Raw genomic sequence first — 15335 nt, forward strand, 5'->3', positions numbered from 1 at the left:
CCGGCGTGGTCGTCAGAGACATGGTGTCGCTCCCGGCCGCGTTGAGTGTGTGCGCTCCAGGCCGAGCAGGGGCAGGGCCTGGTCGATGGTCGTGGTGGGGTTCGTGAGGGTGTCCCAGCCGGCCCGGATCCTGTCGCGGGCCCCGGGGACGGCGAGGAGGCGCTGGGCGTAGGCGACCTCGGCGGCACCCCAGCCGATCAGGTACCGGCGTCCGAAGTCGTCGTCGATGTCGAGGGCTCGCGGCAGCTCTGGCGGCGTGACCTGGCCGGCTATCCAGAGGGCCACGACCATGCGCGCCTGGCCGCCCGCGTCGCACTCCGTACCCTGCCATGGCCCGCCGACCAGCCCGCCGACCAGCCCGGTCGCCCAGAACGCCACGTCCTGGGCCAGCATGGCGCGCTGGTCCGGGTGGCCCCACGTCATCGGCGGCCGGATCACGAACGTGCCGGAGTCGTCGCCGAAGAACCACGTCGAGGCGTTCTGCTGGACCCGGGGCAGGCGGGCCCGCCGGGCGGCGGGCAGGACGTCCACGGCCGGGCGCATGGCCTGCTCCCACAGCGGGATCCAGGGCTCGTATCCCTGGTAGGCGCAGTAGGTGATGCCGTCACGGTCCGAGCAGCGGTGGGCATCGGGGCCGAAGTAGCGCTCGCGGACCCGGGGGTCCACGGTCGCCAGGCTCAGCGTGCCCCGCGCCGGCTGGACGATGGTCGATTGGGCGGTCGCGGCGGCCCCCGTGGGCACCGCGACCGCCAGCGCCGCGACCACGGCCACGACGGACGCCGGGCGCAGGCGATGTCTCAGGAGCGCGAGGGCGGCGCAGCAGGCCGCGAGCGCCAGCACGTACAGGAGGTGGACGCCGGACGGCCGGTCGGGCCAGTCGGCGCGGTAGACCTGCATGACCGGCAGCAGCCAGCCGGCCGGCCCGTTCTGGTGGTTCTGGAAGATCAGGTAGCCCAGTGCGGCCACCACCATCGGGCCGGCGACCAGCCACCGGGCCCAGCGCCCGACCGCCACCCCCAGCGTGGCGGCGAGCATCGCGGCGGCCACCGCGGTCAGCGGTTCCCACACGTCGAACCGGCCCGCCGCAGGACCGCTCAGCACACGGATCATCAGATAGCCGCCGACCGCGACGGCCGCGGCCAGGCCGGCGACGAGCGGGGTGGCCAGCAGGATCGCCCGCGTACGGTGTTCGGCCCGCCCCGGCAGGCCCGCCAGGCTCTCGGGCATCCCGTGCCGGCCGTCACGCGAGGCGGCCAGGCTCGCGACGATCAGCACCGCCGCCGCCAGGCACGTGGACAGGCCCGTCGCGTTGACCGCGTCCATCCCGAGGTGGGGCTGCCGGTCCCGGCTGAGGTAGGTCTGCAGCGCCAGCACCAGGCCGGTCGCGCCCCACACCAGCGGATGCCGCGCCAGCCTGCGCGCCTCGAACCCGAACAGCTGCCGCGCCACGCCGGTCATGCCGCCTCTCCCAGCAGCGTCAGGTAGCCGTCCTCGACGCCGGGCCGCGTCGCCTCCGCCGCGGGCGGCCGGTCGCCGAGCGTCCGGTACCGTCCGTCCGCGGTCCGCCAGAACACCCGCGCCGCCGCGGGCGCCTCGTCCGACAGCCACACCCGGCCGTCCGCGATCCCGGCCAGCTCGCGCGGCGTCCCGTCGAACGCCGCCCGCCCGTCGCGCAGCACCACCACCCGCTCGCACAGCGCGGCGACGTCCTCCGTCTGGTGGGTGGACAGCACGACGGTACAGCTCTCACCCAGCCGCGACACCAGCGCCCTGAACGACATCCGCTGCTCCGGGTCCAGCCCCACGGTCGGTTCGTCGAGGATCAGCAGATCGGGCTCGCCCAGCAGGGCCTGCGCGAGCGCCAGTCGCTGCCGCATGCCGCCCGACAGTTTGCGGACCTTCGTCCCGGCCTTGTCGGTCAGCTCCACCTCGGCCAGCACCCGCCGCACCTCGGCGTGCCGCGCCGCGCGATCGGTCAGCTCCTTCAGGATCGCCACGTAGTCCACCAGGTCGAACGCGGTGAAGTGCGGGTAGAAGCCCGGGTCCTGCGGCAGGTAGCCGAGCCGGCGCCGCAGCGCGGTGCGCTGTACGGGGGCGGCCGGGTTCAGGCCGTACGCGTCGATCGAGCCGCCGTCCGGGGCCAGGGTGGTGGCCAGGCAGCGCAGCAGGGTGCTCTTGCCGGCGCCGTTGGGGCCGAGCAGGCCCGTCACGCCGATGCCGAGGGTCAGGTCGAGGCCGTCGAGGGCGGGCCGGCCGCCGTACCTCTTGGTCAGGCCGTTGATCTGGATCATGCGGTACTCGCTTTGCGGAGACGGAACAACAGGAGGAGGACGACCACGGCGTAGCCGAGCTGCGCCGGCGGGCCGAAGGCGGCGAGCCAGCCGCCGGAGAAGCGGCCCGTGCCGACGATGGCCAGCCACAGCCCGCCCACGGCGAGTGCGGCGATCGGCACGGGCAGCCGGTTCGACAGGGCCAGGCACCCCGAGGTGACGGCCAGTGAGGGCAGCAGCCAGGCGGCGCTCAGGCCGGGCGGCGCGGGCAGCAGCGGCGAGCCGAGCGCGGCCAGCACGGTCGCGACCGCCAGCACGGCCGCCGCCCTGGCCAGCAGCAGCGGCGGTCCCGCCATGGGCGTCGCGGACATGAGCTCGTGCGCGGGGTCGACGCGCGGCCCGTACGCCAGCGCGATCCCCGTCAGCGGCAGCACCGGCGCCATGATCAGGAACACCGGCACCAGGTCCGGCCCCTGCCGTGCCGCCAGCACCGCGAACGCCAGCGCGGCCACCACCGCCGCCGGCCAGGCCCGGCTCATCGTGGGCGTGGCGGTCAGCAGCCTGGCCAGGTGGCCGGGCACGCCGCCGTGCCGCAGGAGCCGCTCGACCGGGCCTGGGCGGGGCACGATCAGCCGGGATTCCAGCCGTTCCCAGGAGGACTCCAGCCAGTCGGGTTCGTACGGGATCGCCGCCCGGCAGCCCGCGCACCCGCCGAGGTGGGCGTCCACGGACATGGCCAGGGCGGACTCCAGGGTCCCGGTCAGATAGCGTTCACGCAGGTCGTCGGAGATGTGCCAGCCGGTCAAGACAGCTCCTCGCGCAACCGGGCCCTGGCCCGCATCGCGCGGGACTTGACCGTGCCTTCAGGGATCCCGAGGAGGCGCGCGGCCTCCTTGGTGGTGAGGCCGTCCAGCGCGGTGGCCTCGATGACGGCCCGCAGCTCCGGGGAGAGCCTGGTCAGTGCGGTGCCGAGGTCGCCGTGCTCGACGCCGAGCAGGACGACGTCCTCGGCCGACCCGACCACCCCGGCGTCCAGCTCGGTCTCTGAGTGGTCCGGCCGGCCGATCCAGCGGGAGCCGCGCCCGCGCAGCGCCGAGATCAGCCGCCGGATGGCGATCGTCCACAGCCAGCCCGCCGCATCGGCGCCCTCGAACCGCCCCGCCGACCGCCACACGGCCACGAACGTGTCCTGCAGCGCGTCGTCCACGGCATCCGGGTCGGCGCAGCGGCGGGCCAGCCGGGCTCGGAGCCAGGGGGCGTGCCGCTGATGGAGCAGGCGCAGCGCGGTGGTGCTCTGCGCGGCGACGGCGAGGAGAAGCTGGGCGTCGGTGCTGTCAGCATCGACGCCCCCACCGGCGTCAGCGTCTGGGCCGGCGTCTGGGGCTTCGCGCCTGCGCCGGAAGGTGAACGGTCCCACACTCTCTCTATCGCAGGACGGGAACGCCCCGGTTCGCGATCATCCGGGGAACGGGCGCCGGACCCTCGTCCACGTTCTCCCCATCGATGGCGTGTAACGATACAAGGACGGGCATGCGAAAGGGCGCCCCCGGTGCGGGAGCGCCCTGTTTCACCTCGGCCGGATCAGCCGGCCGCGTTCTTGACCGACACCGGCTGGACGAACTCGGCGGTGTTCTGGGCCGGAGTGGCGGGCCTGGCGTCCTTCTCGGACCAGGCGCCCGAGGAGAAGGCCACGGGGGCGTTCTTCTTGCCGACCCCGTCGCCCCACTTCGTGACGACGTAGTCGACCTTGATGTGGCCCTCGCCGCCGGCGCCGTCGACGCCCAGCGTGCTGGGGTTGAACGTGCCGCCGGTCAGGTCGGCGAAGGTCTTGGCGTCCAGGTCGAGCATGACGCCACGGCTGGAGGGGTCGCCGGGACCGCGGTCACCGACGAAGAACGGCATCTTCTTGCCCTTGTAGACGACGTAGCCCTCGGTCATCAGCGGCCAGCTCGGGCTGGCGACGAGACCCTTCTGCATGGGCTTGCCGGCAGCGGGCAGACCCGTGTCCCCGGCGCGGCCGGAGGAGTCGTCCCAGAAGTAGGACGCGGTGGTCGAACCCTTGAGCATGGCCTGACGGCCGGTCGCGGTGTCATCGTCGGCGTGCGCCGTGGTCGCGCCGACGGTCAGAGCACTGAGTACGGTGGCGGTGAGCATAGCGATGGAACGCAGGCGAGCGGACATGAAGAAAGTCGGTCCTTTGTGAGGGAACGAGGAACTTTGCGCTCGCTGGACGAACGTGGCCGGGCGTCACGCCACACCGGCATGCCGTACAGACACGCCGCGTCAGACACCACGTGGAGCGCGGGAGAATCCGGAGAAACCGGGATTCGGTCACCGGTGGCGGACCCTGGTGGGGCCAGGCCATTCGCCGGTAACGCTTACTACATTAAGCCCTAAACCGGACAAAAGCAAATCAATCCCCATGAAACGGACAAAGATCTACCTCGTTAGGTAAAGCGATATCCGCATCCCCGTGGAACACGGGTGATCGCCCAGGGATCGACGAGCGTTCTGCCGTCTTGGGCCCGGCGTCGAAACCCGCCCGTCCGGTCCGCGGGGCGAATCCGCCCATACGGTCGCGGCCGGCGGAGACAGGCACGCCAGTCCTCGTATCAATGCCGAAGGCAGGCCGGAAATTCCCCAAGAAGCCCCTGCCGATCGTGAACGGAGGGTAAAGCGGTCACGGGAGAATCGCGGTGCTGCTCCTGACCACGAGCGTCGTGGCGAGCTCTATCCGGGTGCCCGCCGCCCCCCTGGGGTGCGTCAGCTCCTCCGAGAGGAGCCGGACCGCCTCGTTGGCCATGTCGTCGAGCGGCTGCCGGACCGTGGTGAGGGGCGGGGAGAGCATCTCGCACAGCGGGGAGTCGTCGAACCCGATGACGGACAGCTCCTCGGGCACGCGGATGCCGCGCTCCGTGGCCGCCTGGTAGACGCCCGCCGCCAGCAGGTCGTTTCCGGCGAAGATGGCGGTGGGCCGGTCGTCGCGGGCGAGCAGGTCGGCCCCGTGCGTCTTGCCGCCCCCGACGAGGAAGTCCCCGTAGCGGGTGAGCTCGGGGTCGGGGTCGATGCCGAACGTCCGGTGCGCGGCCAGATAGCCCTCGTACCGGTCGAGCGTGCACTGCACGTCGAGCGGCCCGCCGATGAACCCGATCCGCGTGTGCCCCGATTCGAGCAGGTGGGTGGTGGCCATGACGCCGCCCAGCCAGTTGGTGGCGCCGACGGTGGAGATGCGCGGATCGCGCTGCCCGACCGGGTCGAGCAGCACCAGGGGGACGTGCAGCAGCTCAGTGATCGCGGCGATCTCGTTCTGGTCGGCCCTGGAGAGCACCAGCACGATGCCGTCGGTGTTGCGCTTGCGCACCATGCCGATCCAGCGGCGCAGGTCGAAGTCGGGCCGCGCGGAGGAGCTCACGACCAGCGAGTAGCCCCATCGGGCCGCCGCCTTCTCGGCGCCCCTGATGAGCACCTGCGCCCACGGCGAGCCGAGCCCGTCGATGAGCAGGTCGACGATGCCGACCCGGGGAGTGCTCGGCGGGCGCGGGGCTTCGTACCCGAAGGCCCTGACGGCTTCGAGGACCTTGTCCCTGGTCGCGGCGGAGACGTGCTTCTTCCCGCTCAGGACCTTGGAGACCGTCGGCACCGACACTCCGGCGGCCGCGGCGACGTCGGCCAGCGTGGCTCGAGGCACAGGACCTCCCGTTGCCGTGGTGCCGCCATCCGGCCGGCACCCGCGAGTTGGGACTTTCGGAAAACCGCGCGAAACACGATCAGCCGCTGACCTGCGTCAATCACGGGAACGCGGTCGTCAGACGGGGACTGTTGACATGACTACGGGCAGGAGCCTAGCGTAACTCCCCAGCAATGTCACGGTAACTTTTCGGAAAGTATGCCAGAAACTTTCTGATCGGTTGCCTCTGTTAGCGCTATCAACGGTCGAGACGAACGAGGATGCATGACCGCAGGTGTTGAGCAGGGGGGCGCGGAGCGCCGGGCCGAGGCCGTCCTGGCCGGCATGTCGCTCGACGAGAAGCTCGCCCAGCTCGTGGGCGTGTGGCTGAACGTCAATCGCGACGAGGGCGTCGTCGCGCCGCTGCAGGATTCGATGCAGGGCGAGGAGGTCGCGTTCGAGGCGTTCGCCCGTGACGGCCTGGGCCAGATCACCCGCCATTACGGCACCCGCCCGGTGGACCCGGAGCAGGCGAGCGCGACCCTGGCCGCACGGCAGCGCTGGCTGCGCGACCACACCAGGCTCGGCATCCCCGCGCTCGCCCACGAGGAGTGCCTGACCGGGCTCGCCGCCTGGCAGGCCACGACGTATCCCGTGCCACCCGCGTGGGGCGCCTCGTTCGACGCCGGCCTCGTGGAGCTGATGGGCCGGCGGATCGGGGCGAGCATGCGCGCGCTCGGCGTGCACCAGGGCCTGGCCCCCGTGCTCGACGTGATCCGCGACCAGCGGTGGGGCCGGGTCGAGGAATGCATCTCGGAAGACCCGTACGAGGTCGCGACCATCGGCGCCGCCTACGTGCGCGGCCTGCAGTCCACCGGGGTGATCGCCACCCTGAAGCATTTCGTCGGCTACTCCAACTCGCGCGCCGGCCGCAACCTGGCCCCGGTGCACGCGGGGGCGCGCGAGGTGGCGGACACGCTGCTGTTCCCGTTCGAGGTCGCCGTCAGGGACGCGCGGGCGGGCTCGGTCATGAACTCCTACGCCGAGATCGACGGCGTCCCGATCGCCGCCGACCCCACGTACCTGACCAGGATTCTGCGCGACGAGTGGGGTTTCGACGGCACGGTCGTCGCCGACTACTTCGCCGTCGCCTTCCTGCACACCCTGCACGCGGTGGCCTCCGACGCCGAGGACGCGGCCGTGCAGGCGCTCACCGCCGGCATCGACGTCGAGCTGCCCACCGGGGTCACCTACCTGGAGCCCCTGAAGCAGGCCGTGACCAGCGGGCGGATCGACGTGGCGCTCGTCGATCGGGCGCTGCGCCGCGTGCTGCTCCAGAAGGCGCGGCTCGGCCTGCTCGACGACGACTACGAGCCGGAGGCGTCCGGCCCCGTGGACCTCGACGACGCCGAGTCACGGCAGATCGCGCGGCGGCTGGCCGAGGAGTCGGTCGTCCTGCTGACGAACGACGGCCTGCTCCCGCTCGGCGACGCCGCCGGCCGCCGCGTCGCCGTCGTCGGGCCGAACGCGGACGACGTCGCGGCCCTGTTCGGCTGCTACTCCTTCGTCAACCACGTCCTGCCGCACTTCGCCGGAATCGAGCCGGGCATCGCCGCGCCCACGCTCCTGGAGGCACTCCGGGAGGAGCTGCCCGGCGCCGTGATCAGCACGGAACGGGGCACGGGGGTGGACGACGGCGATCGCTCGGGGATCGCCGCCGCCGCCCGCCTGGCCGCCGGGTCCGACGTCGCGATCGTGGTGCTCGGGGACCGGTCGGGGCTGTTCGGGCGCGGCACCTCCGGCGAGGGCTGCGACGCGGAGGTCCTCGATCTGCCCGGCGCGCAGCAGGAGCTCGCCGACGCGGTCATCGCCACGGGCACGCCGGTCGTGGTGGTGCTGATGACCGGCCGCGCGTACGCGGTGCCGGAGATCGTCGGCCGCGCATCCGCCGTCGTCCAGGCGTACTTCCCCGGCGAGGAGGGCGCGGGGGCGATCGCCCGCGTGCTCAGCGGCGCCGTGAACCCCTCGGGCCGGCTCCCCATGAGCATGCCGCGCTCGAACGCCGGCCAGCCCTACAGCTACCTGCACCCCAGGCTGGGCGGGGCCGGCTCGGTCAGCAACGTCGACCCGGCCCCCGTGCTGAGCTTCGGCCACGGGCTGAGCTACACGAGCTTCGCCTACGAGGACTGGTCTGTGGCGCGGACGGCCGGCACCGCGGAGTCGATCCGCTGCTCCGTGGTCGTGCGCAACACCGGGGAGCGGGCCGGCGCGGAGGTGGTCCAGGTGTACGCCTCCGACCGGATCGCCTCGGTGACCAGGCCCGTCGCCCAGCTCGTCGGGTACGCCCGCGTCGAGCTGGCGCCGGGCGCGGGCGCCAAGGTGGACTTCGACGTGCCGATCCGGCTGCTGGCCTTCACCGGCAGGAACGGGCGGCGCGTCGTCGAGCCCGGCGAGGTGGCCGTGTCCGTACGCCGCTCGGTCGCGGACGTGGTCGCGGAGCGCACCGTGCTGCTGACCGGCCCGGTGCACGAGCTGACCGGCGCCGAACGGCGGCTGACCACCGTCTCGGCCGAGCCGCTGCCGCCACGGTAGCCCCGGCCTCATTCGTGTTGTGATCACCGGTTTTTCGCCGGGACCATCCCGCTCGTCATCCTGCAGAAGTATTACCACGGGAGCTTTGACATGACTCGCATGGACGATTTCCGCGCCCGCGTCGGCGGCCTCGCCTTCGGCGGCGACTACAACCCCGAGCAATGGGATCCCGCCGTCTGGCGGGAGGACGTCCGGCTCATGCGCGAGGCCGGCGTGAACACCGTCTCACTCGGCGTTTTCGCGTGGGCCTCGCTGGAGCCGGAGCCCGGCACCTACGAGTTCGGCTGGCTGGACGAGGTCATGGACCTCCTCCACGAGAACGGCATCAGCGTCAACCTGGCCACCCCGACCGCGGCCCCGCCCGTCTGGCTCACCCACCTGCACCCCGAGGTGTTCCCCATCAGGGAGGACGGGCACCCGTTCGGCTTCGGCAACCGGCTGCAGTACGACCCCTCGTCGCCCGTCTACCGCGAGTACGCGGCGAACATCACCACCAAACTGGCCGAGCGCTATTCCTTCCACCCGGCGCTGGCGATGTGGCACATCAGCAACGAGTACGGGCCGACCGCGTACAACGAGGCGGCCTCGATCAACTTCCGGCGCTGGCTGCAGCGCAAGTACGGCTCCCTCGACGCGCTGAACGAGGCGTGGACGACGCGGTTCTGGGGCCAGACGTACACCGGCTGGGACCAGATCGAGGTGCCGAACATCCCGCGCACCTGGATGAACCCCTCCCGCCGGCTCGACTTCAAGCGCTTCAACTCCGACGCGCTGCTGGAGTGCTATCTCGCCGAGCGGGACATCGTCCGCTCCTTCCGTGACGACATCCCGGTCATGACGAACTTCATGCGTTTCTTCCGCCACGCCGACTACTGGAAGTGGGCGGGCGAGGAGGACGCGGCCGCGCTCGACATCTACCCGAACCCGGCCGACGCCGACTCGCACGTGTCCGCGGCGTTCAACTACGACCTGTTCCGCTCGCTCAAGGGCGGTCAGCCGTGGATGCTCATGGAGCAGTCGAGCAGCGCGGTCAGCCAGTGGCAGCTCAACATCGTCAAGGAGCCGGGACGCATGCGGCTCGGGTCGCTGCAGGCGCTGTCGCGGGCGGCCGACTCGGTGATGTTCTTCCAGTGGCGGGCCAGCAGGGGCGGCCAGGAGCGGTTCCACTCGGCGATGCTGCCGCACTCGGGTCCGGACTCGCGGACGTTCAAGGAGATCGTGGATCTCGGGCGCGAGGTGGGGTTGCTCGCGCCCGTCGCCGGGACGACCTCGCGCGCGGAGATCGCCGTGCTGTTCGACTGGAACGGCTGGTGGGGGCTGGAGGAGACGTTCGGCATCCCGCGCAGCGACTTCAGCTACACCGACACGGTGATGCGGCACTACACGCCGCTGTGGGAGCGGCACTACCCCGTGGACGTCGTGTCCTACGGCTCGTCGCTGGACGCGTACAAGGTGCTGGTGGTGCCGAACGCGTACCTGATCGACGACGAGGGGGCCGAGCGGATCCGCGCGTTCGCCCGCGACGGCGGGACCGTGATCATGTCGTTCTTCTCCGGCGTGGTCGACGGCGACAACCGGGTCCGGCCCGACGGCTACCCGGGGGCGTTCCGCGAGCTCATCGGTGCCAAGATCGACGAGTACTGGCCGGCCAGGCCGCACGAGGAGTTCGGCGTGCGCTTCGCCGACGGCCGCACCGCCACCTCCACCTGGTGGCGCGACGACCTGCACCTGGAGACCGGGACCGCGCTGGCCACCTATGCCGACGGGCTGCTCGAAGGGCGGGCCGCCGTGGTCGAGAACCGGTACGGCGCCGGGCGGGTCGTCTACGTCGCCACGCTGCTGGAGCAGCCGGCGTTCGACGCCGTGGTGCTGGAGGCGGTGGCGGCCGCCGGGGTCGGGAACCGCTTCGAGGGCGTGCCCGCCCACGTGGAGTGCTCGGTGCGGGGGGACGCGTCGCACGAGTACGTGTTCCTGCTCAACCACAGCGGCGAGCAGAGCGCGTCCGTCCCCGTCGGAGGGGAGGGGACGGACCTGCTCACCGGCCGGCCGGTGTCCGGGGAGGTCACGCTGGAGCCGCTGGGCGCGGCGGTGATCCAGATCGCCCGCGGGTAACCCGCCGGGCCGCCGCTGCTTCTCCCTGGCCCAGCGGTCAGGGAGAGCAGCGAGCCTTCATGGCCCTTCGCCGCCGCGATCATCTGCCGGCGACGCCTCGTCGGGCGATCCCGACGGGGAGCATCCACTTCCGCGTTCTGGCGGGTGTGGGGCGGTGGTCGCGGTCCATCCACTGGGTGTCCTGCCTTCCACTGCCATGAGCGCCGAAACAGGGACGATCCGCATCCGCTCACCACTTTCTGGCCCAAGACGCGCAGGCCGGCTCACCGCTTTCTGGCCTTGACCGCCAGCGTGAGCGGCACGGGCGCCCCGCCCTCGCCGAACTCCTCCAGCCCGAGCCCGGCCCCCACGAAGCCGCCGAGCAGCTCGTGCAGCGGCCAGTGGCTCGCCCCGACCTTGTCGCGCAGCCCCCGATCAGTCCACGACGCCTTCGTCCAGTGCCGGTCGAGGTAGCCGGGCCGGATCACGATCCCCGCCTGATCGCTCCAGTCGGCGAACCCGCCGACGAAACACGGGTGCACCCCCACGTGCACGAACACCCCGCCGGACGCCAGCACCCTGGCCACCTCCCCCAGAACGGCCGGATAAGCGGGCATGTCGGTGTGAACCATGACCGAGACGACCGCCGGCAGACTGCCGTCACGGAACGGCAGCCGCCCGGCGTCGGCCTGGGCCACCGGCAGCCGCTCCCGCGCATACCGCAGCATCCCGGCGGAGAGGTCGACCCCCACAGGGGTACGCCCGAGCTCCCCGACCAGCCCCGCGTACGCGCCCGTGCCGCACCCGATCTCCAGGCACGGCCCGCGCCCGGGCCCCAGCAGCCCGCGCAGCGCCCGCCTGATGCCCAGCCGATCGGTGTCGTCACTGGGCAGGAACTCCTGCTCGTACCAGTCGGCGATGTCGTCGTAAGCAGCTTTCACCACACCATTGACCCGCACCGCGCCCACCCCCGGCGACCCTTTTCGCCACCAGCGTCACGGAGCCTGGGACAGGACGAACTCCTCATATCCCTCGGGCAGCCGCATCCCGCGCGACAGCATCCAGTGCACCCGCCCCGCCCCCGTCAACGCGACGGTCGCGCGATACCCCAGCTCGACATCGTCCCTCCGGAACCGCCCCGCCGCCCCGGCCAGATAGTCCGGAACCGGATCGGCCAGCGTGCCGAGCGCCAGCGCCGCCAGATCCGCCCCCACGGGCCCCGCGCCGAGCGTCGCCCAGTCGAGCACCACGGTCCTGCCCTCGGAGGCGACCAGGTTCCCCGGGGAGAAGTCGCCGTGCGTCAGGACCACCGGCAGCCGGGCCAGCGCGTTCAGGAGCTCCTCCTGCCGCCGCCAGAGCCCGGCGACGCGCGGGTCCGCGTCCACCGGCGTCCACTCGCCGACCGCCAGCCGCTGGGCGAGCTGGTGCCCCGCCAGCCACGGCACGCCGGGGACGGCCGCACCCGCCTGCCAGGCTCCGAGCCTGCGTGCCGCCACGCGCGGCGATCCGGGCGAACCGCTGACGTCGGCCAGGTAGACCACGTCATCCACGACGCCGTGACACCGGGGCGCGGTCAGCTCCGTCCCGTACGGCAGCAGGCCGCTCGCGTACGCCAGCGGCTCCCGCCGCCAGTACGCCCAGTGCCGGGGATCGTCCGCGTACGGGGCGTGCCGCCCGGTCCGCACGGGCCGGAACTCCTTGCGCACCACGCGGAACGCCACCTCGGCGCCGTCGCACGCCGCCACCCCGGTCAACCGGGTCACGGCGCCGGTGGCCGCCCCGCTGCTCCCGGTGACCGGCGCGCTCCGGCACCGCACGACCACTCCCCCCGGCCGCCCCAGAACAGACTCCAGAACGGGCTCAGGCACGAGCCCCGGCGAACCGTCCGTACCGTCCGTGCTCACTCAACCGGCCGCAGGCGTCCCGAGCCAGCCCTCCACCCCGGCCCTGAGCTCCGCCTTGAGCGCCTCGGGAGCGAAGGACGCGTCGATCGAGGCCCGCGCCAGCTCCGCCAGTTCGTCGTCCCCGTACCCGAAGACCTGCCGCAGCCGTACGTACTCGTCGGCCAGCGCGGTCTCCCCATCGGTGTTGATCGTGACCGCCAGCCCCGCCGCCCGCAGCCGGGGCAGCGGATGCTCGGCGAGCGAGGGCACCAGCCCGAGCAGGACGTTGGAGGTGGGGCAGACCTCCAATGGGATCCCGCGCGCACGCACCTCCGCCACCAGCGCGTCGTCGTCGAGCACCCGGATGCCGTGCCCGAGCCGCTCGGTGCGCCCGAGGTCCAGCGCCTCGCGGATGCTCGCCGCCCCGGCCGCCTCGCCCGCGTGGTGCACCAGGTGCAGCCCGGTGTCCCTGACCGCCTCGAACACCTCCGCGAACGGCGCCAGCGGGTAACTCTCGTCTCCGGCCAGCCCGAAGCCGATCACACCGTCGTAGCGGGCGGCCAGCTTGAACGTACGCCAGAGCCGCTCCACAGAGCGCCGCCTGGAGTGGTCGAGCAGCACCCGGCACTCGATCCCGTACCTGGCCGCGCCCTCGGCCAGCCCGTCCAGCACCGCCTCCAGCGGCATCTCGGGCGCCCCCAGCCGCTCGCCGTGGGAGGCGGCGGTGAAGGTCACCTCCACGTAGCGGGTGCCCTGGGCGGCCTCGTCCTCGCAGAGCTCCACCGCGATCCGCCGGAAGTGCTCGGGGGTGCGCAGCAGCTCGCGTACCAGGGCCCGCTGCTCGGCGAACTCCCTGAAGTTCGCGAACACCCCCTCGTGCGCGGGCGGCCCTCCCAGCTCACGAACGGTCTCGGGGCGTACGGTGCTCTCCAGGTGAACGTGCAGGTGGGCTTTGGGCAGCAGCCGGACATCTCTCACGCCCCACACATTAAGCCACGCCTCTTCCCGCTTGCAGTCCGTTATCCGCCAGCCCCTCCCGCCACCCCGGGCGTACCGTCGAAGCAAGAGGACCGCCGGCCCGGGGCGTACGGTCAAGGCAGGATGACCGCCGGCCGGGACACCCGCGCGGCGGGCCACGGGAGAGGAGCCCATCATGACCGCAGTCCTGGTTCACGGCGTCCCGGAGACCTCTGAGGTCTGGGACCCGATCCGCGCGGCCCTGCACCGCCAGGACGTGCGCGCCCTCCGGCTGCCCGGCTTCGGCGCCCCCAGGCCGGACGGGTTCACCTCCACGAAGGAGGAGTACGTGGCCTGGCTGATCGGCGAGCTGGAGTCCATGGGCGGGGACCCGGTCGACCTGGTCGGGCACGACTGGGGCGGCGGCCTGGTGGTGCGGCTGGTCAGCACCCGCCCGGAGCTCGTACGCACCTGGGTCAGCGACGCGGCGACCCTCGGCCACCCGGACTTCCAGTGGCACGACCTGGCCAAGATCTGGCAGACGCCCGGCGCGGGCGAGGAGTTCTTCACCCAGCAGCGATCCGCGCCGGTCGAGCGGCAGGCGGAGGCGTACGAGGGCTTCGGCGTGCCGCATGAGCACGCCCTGGAGATGGCGGCCGCCATGGACGGCACCATGGCGGAGAGCATCCTGGCCCTCTACCGCTCGGCGGTGGACGTCGCCGCGGAGTGGTCCCCCGCGTTCACCGGCATCCCGGCTCCCGGGCTGATCCTGGCCCCGTCCGGGGACCCGTTCATGCGGCTGGAGCTGTGTCAGGCGACCGCGGCCAGGGCCGGCGCGGCGCTGGCCGAGCTGCCGGGGCTCGGCCACTGGTGGCTGCTGCAGGATCCGGCGGCGGGCGCGGCGCGACTGGAGGAGTTCTGGAGCACCGCCGCCAAATGAGAGCGCCGGGCACCACCCGGTCGTAACGGCCCGCTGCGGTACGCCCGCGACCGGCGCGGAATCGTCCGCCCCGGCCCCGAGCCTCATGGAACGCCTGGCCCAGCTGTGACGTCGAGCCTCATCTAACGCGTGGTGCCCTGCGTGTCACATCGAGTGGGGCTTGGTGACCCGGATCTTCGACTGCTTGTGCGGCAGCCGTTCCCAGTCCTCCATGAACGTCGCCCGCAGCCCGTGCTTGCCGGCCAGCGCGATGAGGGTCTCGGTGCGGTAGTAGAAGTCCTCCCGCAGCACCTGGTGCTCCTGGCCCTCGGTCCTGTCGAAGGTGAAGTCGAACCACGCGCCCGCCTTCATCACCCGCCCCACGTGCGCGAGGCACTCGTCGATGACCTCCAGCGGCGAATGCGAGAACACGCTGTGCGCGTGCACCACGTCGAAGTGCGCGTCGGGCAGGAACGCGAAACGCAGATCTCGTACGGGAGTCAGGTACGGCAGCTTGTCCCCCAGCCCGTGCTGGACGATCGTGTCCTGGGCCGCCATGAGGATGTCGGGCGAGATGTCGAGCCCGTAGTAGTTGCCGGTGTGCAGGTAGTCGATGAACAGGTGACCGGCGCGCAGGTTCCCGCAGCCGATCTCCAGCATGCGGCATTCCGGCTTCAACCCGTGCTCGACCAGGTAGTCGAACTGCATCCGCCCCAGCGTCAGCCACCGTCTGTGCGTGTGGGAGCCGACCGCGCCCTCGGGGTCGCGCGCGGTGTCGGACTTCATGACGGCGCGGTAATAGGCGACATGATCACGCGTACGCAGCCTGAACCACGTGTCGCGGGCCAGCCGCCGCAGATGGGGGACGATCTTGTCAGGGTTCTTGAACGCGTAGGTCGCCTGGTGGACGAGGCTCGAGCGGGAGCGTTTCACATGTTGGAATCTAGGTCACCCTG

13 protein-coding genes are annotated in these 15335 nt (G+C 72.1%); 3 read left to right on the forward strand and 10 right to left on the reverse strand.

Going from position 1 to position 15335, the window contains the following annotated elements; genetic code table 11:
• Window positions 1–12 precede the first annotated feature (12 nt).
• The 6 genes from ABEA43_RS20730 to ABEA43_RS20755 form a co-directional block, all read right to left on the reverse strand.
• Entirely contained in the window at window positions 13–1458 is a 1446-nt protein-coding gene (locus ABEA43_RS20730) for a hypothetical protein (RefSeq protein WP_345564009.1), read from the reverse strand.
• Window positions 1455–2291 (reverse strand): ABC transporter ATP-binding protein, encoded by an 837-nt coding sequence (locus tag ABEA43_RS20735; protein ID WP_345564010.1) that lies wholly within the window; start codon window positions 2289–2291, stop codon window positions 1455–1457. The genes ABEA43_RS20730 and ABEA43_RS20735 overlap by 4 nt, the downstream gene beginning before the upstream one ends.
• Window positions 2288–3076 (reverse strand): zf-HC2 domain-containing protein, encoded by a 789-nt coding sequence (locus ABEA43_RS20740; RefSeq protein ID WP_345564012.1) that lies wholly within the window; start codon window positions 3074–3076, stop codon window positions 2288–2290. The genes ABEA43_RS20735 and ABEA43_RS20740 overlap by 4 nt, the downstream gene beginning before the upstream one ends.
• Window positions 3073–3687: an RNA polymerase sigma factor gene (locus tag ABEA43_RS20745; RefSeq protein ID WP_345564013.1), complete on the reverse strand. Its 615-nt coding sequence runs from the start codon at window positions 3685–3687 to the stop codon at window positions 3073–3075. The genes ABEA43_RS20740 and ABEA43_RS20745 overlap by 4 nt, the downstream gene beginning before the upstream one ends.
• A 164-nt stretch (window positions 3688–3851) precedes the next feature.
• Window positions 3852–4451 carry a hypothetical protein gene (locus ABEA43_RS20750; RefSeq protein ID WP_345564014.1) on the reverse strand — a complete coding sequence of 200 codons (600 nt, stop codon included), beginning with the start codon at window positions 4449–4451 and terminating at the stop codon, window positions 3852–3854.
• Between the two features lie 499 nt (window positions 4452–4950).
• Window positions 4951–5958 (reverse strand): LacI family DNA-binding transcriptional regulator, encoded by a 1008-nt coding sequence (locus ABEA43_RS20755; protein WP_345564016.1) that lies wholly within the window; start codon window positions 5956–5958, stop codon window positions 4951–4953.
• 264 nt (window positions 5959–6222) lie between these two features.
• Here ABEA43_RS20755 and ABEA43_RS20760 point away from each other — a divergent pair, with 264 nt between their 5' ends.
• On the forward strand, window positions 6223–8529 hold the full coding sequence (locus tag ABEA43_RS20760) for a beta-xylosidase/alpha-l-arabinosidase (RefSeq protein ID WP_345564018.1): 2307 nt from the start codon (window positions 6223–6225) through the stop codon (window positions 8527–8529).
• A gap of 99 nt (window positions 8530–8628) precedes the next feature.
• The gene (locus ABEA43_RS20765; RefSeq protein WP_345564020.1) at window positions 8629–10641 is read left to right on the forward strand and encodes a beta-galactosidase; all 2013 of its coding nucleotides are present in this window, start codon (window positions 8629–8631) and stop codon (window positions 10639–10641) included.
• Window positions 10642–10904: 263 nt separating this feature from the next.
• Here ABEA43_RS20765 and ABEA43_RS20770 read toward each other — a convergent pair whose 3' ends face one another.
• From ABEA43_RS20770 to add, 3 genes are all read right to left on the reverse strand, one after another.
• Window positions 10905–11561 carry a class I SAM-dependent methyltransferase gene (locus tag ABEA43_RS20770; protein WP_345564022.1) on the reverse strand — a complete coding sequence of 219 codons (657 nt, stop codon included), beginning with the start codon at window positions 11559–11561 and terminating at the stop codon, window positions 10905–10907.
• Window positions 11562–11615: 54 nt separating this feature from the next.
• Window positions 11616–12437, reverse strand: coding sequence for a phosphotransferase (locus tag ABEA43_RS20775; RefSeq protein WP_345564023.1), 822 nt, complete (start codon window positions 12435–12437; stop codon window positions 11616–11618).
• An 87-nt stretch (window positions 12438–12524) separates the two neighbouring features.
• Window positions 12525–13481 (reverse strand): adenosine deaminase, encoded by a 957-nt coding sequence (gene add, locus ABEA43_RS20780; RefSeq protein ID WP_345564024.1) that lies wholly within the window; start codon window positions 13479–13481, stop codon window positions 12525–12527.
• Window positions 13482–13656: 175 nt separating this feature from the next.
• Here add and ABEA43_RS20785 point away from each other — a divergent pair, with 175 nt between their 5' ends.
• Window positions 13657–14400, forward strand: coding sequence for an alpha/beta fold hydrolase (locus ABEA43_RS20785; RefSeq protein WP_345564025.1), 744 nt, complete (start codon window positions 13657–13659; stop codon window positions 14398–14400).
• Window positions 14401–14544: 144 nt separating this feature from the next.
• On the opposite strand, the gene ABEA43_RS20790 is transcribed toward ABEA43_RS20785, so the two are convergent.
• Window positions 14545–15312, reverse strand: a complete 768-nt coding sequence (locus ABEA43_RS20790; protein WP_345564027.1) for a class I SAM-dependent methyltransferase — start codon at window positions 15310–15312, stop codon at window positions 14545–14547.
• Between the last annotated feature and the right edge of the window lie 23 nt (window positions 15313–15335).

It is taken from the genome of Nonomuraea rosea (assembly GCF_039539705.1).
Classification (GTDB): Bacteria; Actinomycetota; Actinomycetes; order Streptosporangiales; family Streptosporangiaceae; genus Nonomuraea; species Nonomuraea rosea.

Bases quoted from the DNA above. Each gene is read 5' to 3' on its own strand.
- ABEA43_RS20785 (WP_345564025.1), top strand. From the start codon at position 13,657: ATGACCGCAGTCCTGGTTCACGGCGTCCCGGAGACCTCTGAGGTCTGG.
- ABEA43_RS20735 (WP_345564010.1), bottom strand. From the start codon at position 2,291: ATGATCCAGATCAACGGCCTGACCAAGAGGTACGGCGGCCGGCCCGCC.
- ABEA43_RS20730 (WP_345564009.1), bottom strand. From the start codon at position 1,458: ATGACCGGCGTGGCGCGGCAGCTGTTCGGGTTCGAGGCGCGCAGGCTG.
- ABEA43_RS20760 (WP_345564018.1), top strand. From the start codon at position 6,223: ATGACCGCAGGTGTTGAGCAGGGGGGCGCGGAGCGCCGGGCCGAGGCC.
- ABEA43_RS20750 (WP_345564014.1), bottom strand. From the start codon at position 4,451: ATGTCCGCTCGCCTGCGTTCCATCGCTATGCTCACCGCCACCGTACTC.
- ABEA43_RS20765 (WP_345564020.1), top strand. From the start codon at position 8,629: ATGGACGATTTCCGCGCCCGCGTCGGCGGCCTCGCCTTCGGCGGCGAC.